This window comes from Pseudomonas sp. AGC41 (assembly GCF_057334555.1).
In genome coordinates this window covers 144,846-154,757 of the sequence record NZ_JBHFJB010000039.1, presented here as the reverse complement: position 1 = coordinate 154,757, position 9,912 = coordinate 144,846, and the positions used below count along the sequence as shown (strand labels likewise).

The 9,912-nt window shown below is 60.8% G+C and carries 9 protein-coding genes; 2 read left to right on the top strand and 7 right to left on the bottom strand.

Annotated elements, in window-relative coordinates:
* The 7 genes from ispC to rpsB form a co-directional block, all read right to left on the bottom strand.
* Positions 1-1,047, bottom strand: a 1,047-nt coding sequence (gene ispC / locus ACE04F_RS07670; RefSeq protein WP_486105662.1) for a 1-deoxy-D-xylulose-5-phosphate reductoisomerase, incomplete at its 3' end; no start/stop codon positions are given.
* Positions 1,044-1,850 carry a phosphatidate cytidylyltransferase gene (locus tag ACE04F_RS07665; RefSeq protein ID WP_434572113.1) on the bottom strand — a complete coding sequence of 269 codons (807 nt, stop codon included), beginning with the start codon at positions 1,848-1,850 and terminating at the stop codon, positions 1,044-1,046. The genes ispC and ACE04F_RS07665, both read right to left, overlap by 4 nt.
* Positions 1,850-2,605, bottom strand: a complete 756-nt coding sequence (gene uppS / locus ACE04F_RS07660; protein WP_486105661.1) for a polyprenyl diphosphate synthase — start codon at positions 2,603-2,605, stop codon at positions 1,850-1,852. The genes ACE04F_RS07665 and uppS overlap by 1 nt, the downstream gene beginning before the upstream one ends.
* A 13-nt stretch (positions 2,606-2,618) precedes the next feature.
* Entirely contained in the window at positions 2,619-3,176 is a 558-nt protein-coding gene (gene frr / locus ACE04F_RS07655; RefSeq protein WP_305499089.1) for a ribosome recycling factor, read from the bottom strand.
* Entirely contained in the window at positions 3,173-3,916 is a 744-nt protein-coding gene (gene pyrH, locus ACE04F_RS07650; RefSeq protein ID WP_039591983.1) for a UMP kinase, read from the bottom strand. Before pyrH ends, frr begins: the two co-directional genes overlap by 4 nt.
* Before the next feature lie 215 nt (positions 3,917-4,131).
* A complete protein-coding gene (gene tsf / locus ACE04F_RS07645; RefSeq protein ID WP_024619613.1) occupies positions 4,132-4,995 on the bottom strand; it encodes a translation elongation factor Ts in 864 nt (287 codons plus the stop codon).
* Positions 4,996-5,188: 193 nt separating this feature from the next.
* Positions 5,189-5,926, bottom strand: coding sequence for a 30S ribosomal protein S2 (gene rpsB / locus ACE04F_RS07640; protein WP_003198231.1), 738 nt, complete (start codon positions 5,924-5,926; stop codon positions 5,189-5,191).
* 372 nt (positions 5,927-6,298) lie between these two features.
* Here rpsB and map point away from each other — a divergent pair, with 372 nt between their 5' ends.
* The gene (map, locus tag ACE04F_RS07635) at positions 6,299-7,081 is read left to right on the top strand and encodes a type I methionyl aminopeptidase (RefSeq protein WP_486105660.1); all 783 of its coding nucleotides are present in this window, start codon (positions 6,299-6,301) and stop codon (positions 7,079-7,081) included.
* Positions 7,082-7,135: 54 nt separating this feature from the next.
* Complete coding sequence (locus ACE04F_RS07630; RefSeq protein ID WP_486105659.1) at positions 7,136-9,838, top strand: [protein-PII] uridylyltransferase; 2,703 nt, start codon at positions 7,136-7,138, stop codon at positions 9,836-9,838.
* Positions 9,839-9,912 lie beyond the last annotated feature (74 nt).

Here is a 9,912-nt window from a genome sequence, read left to right as displayed (position 1 = left end):
GACACGCCCATCGAGAAACGCCGCGACCGCCACTTCGTTGGCCGCGTTAAGCATGGCCGGGGCACTGTTGCCCGCCTCGGCTGCCTGCCGCGCCAGGCGCAGGCACGGAAACCGCTGCTCGTCGGGCGCCTGGAAATCCAGGCGGGCGATGGCAAACAGGTCCAGCGGCGCCACCCCCGAATCGATCCGCTCCGGCCAGGCCAGCGCGTTGGCGATCGGCGTACGCATGTCCGGATTGCCCAACTGGGCTAGCACCGAACCATCGACATAGTCCACCAGGGAGTGAATCACGCTTTGCGGATGGATCACCACCTCGACCTGGGACGGCCGGGCATCGAACAGCCAGCAGGCCTCGATCAGCTCCAGCCCCTTGTTCATCATGCTGGCCGAGTCCACGGAGATCTTGCGCCCCATGGACCAGTTCGGGTGAGCGCAAGCCTGCTCGGGGGAAACATGCACCAATTCTTCCAGGGGTGTCTGCCGGAATGGACCGCCAGATGCTGTCAGAAGAATCCGCCGAACGCCGACCGCCCCCAGGCCGCGGGAAAAATCCTGCGGCATGCATTGGAAAATCGCATTGTGTTCGCTGTCGATGGGCAGCAGTACCGAGCCGCTTTTGCGCACCGCCTGCATGAACAGTGCACCGGACATCACCAGCGCTTCCTTGTTCGCCAGCAGGATTTTCTTGCCAGCCTCCACCGCCGCCAGCGTCGGACGCAAGCCCGCCGCCCCGACGATCGCCGCCATCACGGCGTCGACTTCAGGGTCGGAAGCCACTTGGCAAAGGCCCTCCTCCCCCACCAGCACACGGGTTTGCAGGCCAGCGGCGCGCAGGTCGTCCTGCAGCGCCCGCGCCACATCGGCATGTGGTACCACGGCAAAGCGCGGCGTGTGACGGATGCACAGCGCCAGCAGCTCGCTCAGGCGGGTGAAGCCACTAAGGGCGAATACCTGATAGCGCTCCGGATGCCGACCGATGACATCAAGGGTACTCAGTCCAATGGAGCCCGTGGCCCCCAGAACGGTAATCTGCTGAGGACGACTCACGGTGCCGCCATCCACAACAGCACGGCGAAGATCGGGATCGCGGCTGTCAGGCTGTCGATACGGTCCAGTACACCACCGTGGCCTGGCAGCAGGTTACTGCTGTCCTTGACCCCGGACTGGCGCTTGAACATGCTTTCGGTCAGGTCGCCGACGACCGATACGAAAACCACCAGGGCCGCGCCGAACAGGCCCATCAGCAATTGCGCGACGGTCCAGTCCCGCACAAAACCGACCACAGCGGTGATGACCAGGCTCAGGGCCAGGCCTCCGTAGACACCTTCCCAACTCTTGCCCGGACTGACCTTCGGCGCCAGCTTGCGCTTGCCAAAGGCACGACCGGAGAAATAGGCACCAACGTCAGCCCCCCAGACCAGCACCATCACCGCCATGATCTGCCAGTTGCCCAGTGCGCCCTGCTTGATCCAGATCAGCCCTTGCCAGGCCGGCAGCAGGATCAACAGGCCGATCATCAGCTTGGTCGCGGCATTGGCCCAGTGGTGCGTAGTGCGTGGGTAGGTCAACACCAGGAAGGTTGCCGTCGCCCACCACAGCACTGCCGCCCCCAGCACCCACGGCGCGATGCCAGGCACGAGGTACATGATGAACAGCATGGCGGCGACCACTGCGGCGTAGATCATGCGCGCCGACTGCGCAGCAAAACCTGCCAGCCGCGCCCATTCCCAGGCGCCCAGCGTCACGACCAGACCGATGAACAGGGCGAAGCCGGCGCCTTCAAGCAGGAAAAAGCCAGCCAAGGCGATGGGCAACAGGATCAGGGCGGTGATGATTCGTTGTTTGAGCATTAAACCCGGGCTCCAGCTTCGATCTGCTCGCTCGTTTTACCGAAACGACGCTGACGGGAAGCGAAATCGGCCAGCGCAGTGCGCATGGCTTCGTGTTTGAAGTCCGGCCAGAACAGGTCGGAGAAGTACAGCTCGGCGTAAGCCAGCTGCCAGAGCAGGAAATTGCTGATGCGATGTTCGCCACCGGTGCGGATGCACAGATCCGGCAACGGCAGGTCGCCGGTTGCCAGGCAGGTCTGCAACAGCTCGGGCGTGATGTCTTCGGGCCGCAGGTGACCGGCCTGGACTTCCCGCGCCAGGCGCTGGGCCGCCTGGGCGATATCCCACTGGCCGCCATAATTGGCGGCAATCTGCAGCACGAACCGATCGGCGCCAGCCGTGGCGGTCTCGGCTTCGCGCATCGCAGCCTGCAGTTCCGGATGAAAGCGCGAGCGATCACCGATGATCCGCAGACTGATTTTGTTCTCGTCGAGGCGCTTGGCTTCGCGCCGCAACGCCTTGAGGAAGAGGTCCATCAAGGCGCTGACTTCATCGGCCGGACGCTGCCAGTTTTCGCTGGAAAACGCGAACAGGGTGAGCACCTCGACCCCGGCCTCGGCGCACACTTCAATGACCGCCCGAACCGCGTCGACCCCGGCTTTATGCCCGGCAACACCGGGCATAAAGCGCTTCTTGGCCCAGCGGTTATTGCCGTCCATGATGATCGCCACATGGCGCGGTACCGCGAACGGCACGGCCTGCTTGGTCTTATCCATGAAAACGAGACCCTTATACGGCCATCAGGTCTTTTTCTTTCTCGTCCGTAGCCTTGCTGATCTGGGCCTCGGATTCTTTGGTCAGCTTATCGATATCAGCGATGGCACGACGCTCTTCGTCTTCACTGATTTCCTTGTCCTTGACCAGCTTCTTCAGCTCACCCAACGCGTCACGACGGATATTGCGCACGGCAACACGCGCATCTTCCGCGGCGCTACGGGCCTGTTTCGTGAAGCCTTTGCGCGTTTCCTCGGTGAGGGCCGGCATCGGGATCAGCAGCAGCTCGCCCAGGTTGGTTGGGTTGAGGTTCAAACCGGCGCTCTGGATCGCCTTGTCTACAGCAGCGAGCATGTTGCGCTCGAAAGCCACGACCTGCAGGGTGCGCGAGTCTTTCACGGTGACGTTGGCGACGCTGCTCAGCGGCGTGTCAGTGCCGTAGTAAGGCACCATGACGCTACCGAGGATGCTCGGGTGAGCCTTGCCGGTACGAATCTGGCCGAATGCGTGGCTCAGGGACTCCAGGGATTTCTGCATGCGCTCTTGAGCGTCTTTCTTGATGTCGTTGATCATTGCTTGCCTTCCTCGATCAGTGTTCCTTCGGCGCCACCGTGCACAATGTTGAGCAGGGCCCCGGGTTTGTTCATGTTGAAAACGCGCAGCGGCATCTTGTGGTCGCGGCACAGGCAGATAGCGGTCAGGTCCATTACACCCAGCTTGCGATCCAGCACTTCATCGTAGGTCAGATGATCGAACTTCTCGGCATGCGGGTCTTTGAATGGGTCTGCGGTATACACGCCGTCAACCTTGGTTGCCTTGAGCACGACATCGGCGTCGATCTCGATCGCTCGCAGGCACGCGGCCGAATCCGTGGTGAAGAACGGATTGCCGGTACCGGCGGCAAAAATCACCACCTCCTTGGAATTGAGGTGGCGCATGGCCTTGCGGCGATCGTAGTGATCGGTCACGCCGACCATGGAAATGGCCGACATCACGATGGCGGAGATATTGGCACGCTCCAGCGCGTCGCGCATAGCCAGGGCGTTCATCACAGTGGCCAGCATGCCCATGTGGTCGCCCGTGACCCGATCCATGCCCGCCGCGCTCAGCGCCGCGCCACGGAACAGGTTGCCGCCGCCGATGACCAGGCCGACCTGAACGCCGATCCCGACCAGCTGGCCAACTTCCAGGGCCATGCGGTCCAGCACCTTCGGGTCGATCCCGAACTCTTCCGAGCCCATCAGGGCCTCGCCGCTAAGCTTGAGTAGAATGCGTTTATAGCGAGCCTGATAACCACTGCCCTGCTGAGCCATTGCGAATCTCTCCTGCGGCGTATTTTTCAAAAAATTCTGTTGCGGGCTGTTTGCAGCCTGCGTTCACTCTAGCTTGACGCTGACACAGCGCCATCGGAACACGGCTTTGTAAGCCAGTTCCGACAGGAAACCAATATAAATCGGCATCCTTATCCGAAAAGAGGCTGCGCGCGTGAGCGGGCAGCCTCTTCAGGGCGACAGTTATACAAACTGTCTTATTGCTTGCTGGCAGCCAGCTGAGCAGCCACTTCTTCAGCGAAGTTGTCTACTGGCTTCTCGATGCCTTCGCCCACTTTGAAGTAGGTGAAGGAAACGATTTCAGCGCCGCCCTTCTTGGCCAGTTCACCGACCTTGATTTCAGGGTTCTTGACGAACGCCTGCTCAACCAGGCTGGCTTCAGCCAGGAACTTGGTGATACGACCGGCAACCATTTTTTCAACGATCTCGGCCGGCTTGCCTTTGATCTTGTCTTCGTTGAGCTGCATGAACACAGCTTTTTCACGCTCGATGGCGTCAGCGGAAACTTCCGACGGCAGCAGGAACTCAGGGTTGCTGGCGGCGACGTGCATTGCGATGTCTTTGGCCAGCTCGACGTTGCCGCCTTTGAGGGCCACAACAACACCGATCTTGTTGCCGTGCAGGTAAGAACCGACAACATCGCCTTCGACGCGAACCAGACGACGGATATTGACGTTTTCGCCTACTTTGGCAACCAGGGCTTCACGAGCCGATTCCTGAGCGGCGATCAGCGGAGCTGCGTCGGTCAGTTTGTCGGCGAATGCTTTTTCGACGCTGGCGGCAACGAATGCTTTGAAGTCGTCTTGCAGGGCCAGGAAGTCGGTCTGCGAGTTGACTTCGATGATAACGGCAGCTTTACCGTCATCCTTGATGCCGATCGCGCCTTCAGCGGCAATGTTGCCGGCTTTCTTGGCAGCCTTGATGGCGCCCGAAGCGCGCATGTCATCAATGGCTTTCTCGATGTCGCCGCCAGCCTTGGTCAAGGCTTTCTTGCAGTCCATCATGCCTTCGCCGGTACGCTCGCGCAGTTCTTTGACCAACGCTGCAGTAATCTCTGCCATTTCAAAATCCTCTTGGATAGGTTTTCAACCATTCCACCCGACCGAACGGGCGATCAATTCTTCCTGAAAAACCACTGCTTATAGACCGCGGCAGGTTACAAACAGGTAGCTGCGCTGGCGACAAGTGGTTTTCGAGGTGGCAAAAAGGGGGCCAAGCCCCCTTTTGCTTACTGAGTCAACGCCAGGGCGTCAATTACTCAGCGGCTGCTGCCGGAGCTTCTTCAGCGAAGACTTCGGTGCCGCCATTAACATTGTTGCGACCACGGATCACAGCGTCAGCCATCGAACCCATGTACAGCTGGATGGCGCGAATGGCGTCATCGTTGCCTGGGATGATGTAGTCAACGCCTTCCGGGCTGCTGTTGGTATCGACAACGCCGATGACCGGGATACCGAGCTTGTTGGCTTCGGTGATCGCGATGCGCTCGTGGTCAACGTCGATCACGAACAGCGCGTCAGGCAGACCGCCCATGTCCTTGATACCGCCCAGGGAGCGGTCCAGCTTCTCAAGATCACGAGTGCGCATCAGCGCTTCTTTCTTGGTCAGCTTGGCGAAAGTACCGTCTTCGGACTGAACTTCAAGGTCACGCAGACGCTTGATGGAAGCGCGAATGGTCTTGAAGTTGGTCAGCATGCCGCCCAACCAGCGGTGATCGACGTACGGCGAACCGCAACGTGCTGCTTCTTCAGCAACGATCTTGCCAGCGGAACGCTTGGTGCCGACGAACAGAATCTTGTTTTTGCCCTGGGCCAGGCGCTCTACGAAGGTCAGTGCTTCGTTGAACATCGGCAGGGTTTTTTCAAGGTTGATGATGTGGATCTTGTTGCGCGCGCCGAAAATGTATTTGCCCATTTTCGGGTTCCAGTAACGGGTCTGGTGGCCGAAGTGCACACCGGCCTTCAGCATATCGCGCATGTTGACTTGGGACATGATAGTTCCTTGATAAGTCGGGTTTGGCCTCCACGTATCCCAATGACCAACCAGCGGCTGTAAAGGCCGAAGGCACCCAGGTCATCGTGTCGACACGTGTGTGGATTTAAGCTTACGGGGTCATCCCCGGAAAGCGGCGCATTTTATACCACAGCAAGGACGAAAACGAAACCCGGATTCTGAAATCCTGGCGAAGCGCTTGCGCGCCGCCCGTTCATTGCCTGGGATACGCACCCTTATAGAGAGAAGCGATGCACGCAGGCGCGGATTTGCGCTGATCGTCTGGTAGAATCGCCTTTTTCAGGGCCGCAACGACATCATCCGCCGCCCATTTCGTTTTGAACAGCGCCGTCGGGCGCAGAGAGAGCCTGTATGACCGTCACCCTCAAGACTCCCGAGGACATCGCAAAAATGCGTGTCGCCGGCAAACTCGCCGCCGAAGTGCTGGAAATGATCGCCGACTACGTCAAGCCGGGCGTCACCACCGAAGAGCTGGACCGCATCTGCCACGACTATATCGTCAACGAGCAGAAGGCCATCCCGGCTCCGCTCAACTATAAAGGCTTCCCGAAGTCGATCTGCACCTCGATCAACCACGTGGTCTGCCACGGCATCCCCAACGAGAAACCGTTGAAGGATGGCGACACCCTGAACATCGACGTCACCGTCATCAAGGACGGCTACCACGGCGATACCAGCCGCATGTTCCACGTCGGCAACGTTCCGGAGTGGGCCGAGCGCCTGTCCAAGGTCACCCAGGAATGCATGTACATGGCCATCGAGCTGGTTAAACCGGGCTGCCGCCTGGGTGAAATCGGCGAAGTGATCCAGAAGCACGCGCAGAAGAACGGCTTTTCGGTGGTGCGTGAGTTCTGCGGCCACGGCATCGGCAAGGTGTTCCACGAAGAACCGCAGATCCTCCACTACGGCCGCGCCGGTACCGGGATGGAACTGCAGGCGGGCATGACCTTCACCATCGAGCCGATGATCAACCAGGGCCGCGCCGACACCAAGGTACTGGGCGACGGCTGGACCGCCATCACCAAGGACCGCAAGCTGTCGGCGCAGTGGGAGCACACGCTGCTGGTCACCGAGACTGGCTACGAGATCTTCACCCTGCGCAGCGATGACACCATCCCCCGTGTCTCCGCCTGATCAGAGCCCAGCCTGACCGATCCGATAGATATAGATAGAAAGGAAAGCCATTCAATGCCGCAGGTGGATCCCGAACTCTTCGACCGCGGCCAGTTCCAGGCTGAACTGGCCCTGAAGGCAAGCCCCATTTCGGCATTCAAGAAGGCGATCCGCCAGGCCCACGAAGTGCTCGACCAACGCTTTCGCAGTGGCCGCGATATTCGCCGGCTGATCGAGGACCGCGCCTGGTTCGTCGACAACATCCTGCAAAAGGCCTGGGAGCAGTTCAACTGGAGCGAGGACGCCGACATCGCCCTGGTGGCCGTGGGCGGCTACGGGCGCGGCGAACTGCACCCCTACTCCGATATCGATCTGCTGATCCTGCTGGAGAGCGCCGACCACGAGATTTTCCGTGATTCCATCGAGCGTTTCCTCACGCTGCTCTGGGACATCGGCCTGGAAGTCGGCCAGAGCGTGCGTTCGGTGCAGGAATGCGCCGACGAGGCCCGCGCCGACCTCACGGTGATCACCAACCTGATGGAAAGCCGCACCATCGCCGGCCCCGAGCGCTTGCGCCAGCGCATGCTCGACGTTACCAGCACGGCGCACATGTGGCCGAGCAAGGACTTCTTCCTGGCCAAGCGCGCCGAGCAGAAGGCTCGCCACCACAAGTACAACGATACCGAGTACAACCTGGAACCCAACGTCAAAGGCTCGCCGGGCGGGCTGCGGGACATCCAGACCATCCTCTGGGTCGCCCGCCGCCAGTACGGCACGCTGAACCTGCGCGCCCTGGCCGGCGAAGGTTTCCTCGTGGAAAGCGAGAACGCCCTGCTGGCCTCCTCCCAGGAATTCCTCTGGAAGGTCCGCTACGCGCTGCACATGCTCGCCGGGCGCTCCGAGGACCGCCTGCTGTTCGATCACCAGCGCTCCATCGCCGGCCTGCTGGGTTACGAGGGGCAGGACGCCAAGCAATCCATCGAAAACTTCATGCAGCAGTACTACCGCGTGGTGATGAGCATTGCCCAGCTCAGCGAACTGATCATCCAGCACTTCGAGGAAGTCATCCTCGCGCCGGAAGACGAGGCGCCGCCGCAGCCGATCAATTCCCGGTTCCAGTTGCACGACGGCTACATCGAGGCGCGCCACGCCAACGTGTTTCGCCGCACGCCGTTCGCCATGCTGGAGATTTTCGTGCTCATGGCCCAGCAGCCGGAAATCAAGGGCGTGCGCGCCGACACCATCCGCCTGCTGCGGGAAAACCGTCACCTGATCGATGACGACTTCCGCCACGACATTCGCAACACCAGCCTGTTCATCGAGCTGTTCAAGTGCAAGATCGGCGTACACCGCAACCTGCGGCGCATGAACCGCTATGGGATCCTCGGGCGTTACCTGCCGGAGTTCGGCTACATCGTCGGGCAGATGCAGCACGACCTGTTCCACATCTATACGGTCGATGCGCACACGCTGAACCTGATCAAACACCTGCGCAAGTTGCAGTACACCCAGGTGTCGGAGAAATTTCCGCTGGCCAGCAAGCTCATGGCCAAGCTGCCCAAGCCCGAGCTGATCTACATGGCGGGGCTGTATCACGACATCGGCAAGGGCCGCCACGGCGACCATTCGGAGATTGGCGCGGTGGATGCCGAGGCGTTCTGCCAGCGGCACCAGTTGCCGGTGTGGGACAGCCGGTTGATCGTCTGGCTGGTGCAGAACCACCTGGTGATGTCGACCACCGCCCAGCGCAAGGACTTGTCCGACCCGCAGGTGATCCACGATTTTGCCCAGGCGGTGGGCGATGAAACCCGCCTGGATTATCTCTACGTGCTGACCGTGGCCGACATCAACGCCACCAACCCGACCCTGTGGAATTCCTGGCGCGCCAGCCTGTTGCGCCAGCTGTACACCGAGACCAAGCGTGCCCTGCGCCGTGGTCTGGAAAACCCGGTGGATCGCGAAGAACAGATCCGCCGCACCCAGAGCGCGGCCCTGGACATCCTGGTGCGCGGCGGCACCGATCCGGATGATGTCGAGCAGCTCTGGTCGCAACTGGGCGATGACTACTTCCTGCGCCATACCGCCGGCGATGTGGCCTGGCACACCGATGCGATTCTCCAGCAGCCGGCCGATGGCGGGCCGCTGGTATTGATCAAGGAAACCACCCAGCGCGAATTCGAGGGCGGCACGCAGATCTTCATCTACGCCCCGGACCAGCACGATTTCTTCGCCGTGACCGTGGCCGCGATGGACCAGCTCAACCTCAACATTCATGACGCCCGGGTCATCACCTCGAGCAGCCAGTTCACCCTCGACACCTACATCGTGCTCGACACTGACGGCGACTCGATTGGCGACAACCCGGCGCGGGTCAAGCAGATTCGCGATGGACTCACCGAAGCCCTGCGCAACCCGGCGGACTACCCGACCATCATCCAGCGCCGGGTTCCGCGCCAGCTCAAGCATTTCGCCTTTGCGCCGCAGGTAACGATCCACAACGACGCACAGCGCCAGGTCACCGTGCTGGAACTCAGCGCGCCGGACCGCCCGGGCCTGCTGGCGCGAGTCGGGCATATTTTCCTGGAGTTCGACCTGTCGCTGCAGAACGCCAAGATCGCGACCCTCGGCGAGCGGGTGGAAGACGTGTTTTTCATCACCGACGCCCATAACCAGCCGCTGTCCGACCCGCAGTTGTGTAGCCGCTTGCAGGAAGCGATCGTGCGGCACTTGAGCGTCAACCAGGAACCCGACATCAACCTGACGCGCATCAGCATCTGAACGAACATATCCCCTGTGGGAGCGAGCCTGCTCGCGAAAGCCGCGGATCAGTCAATGATTTTGTCGACTGACAC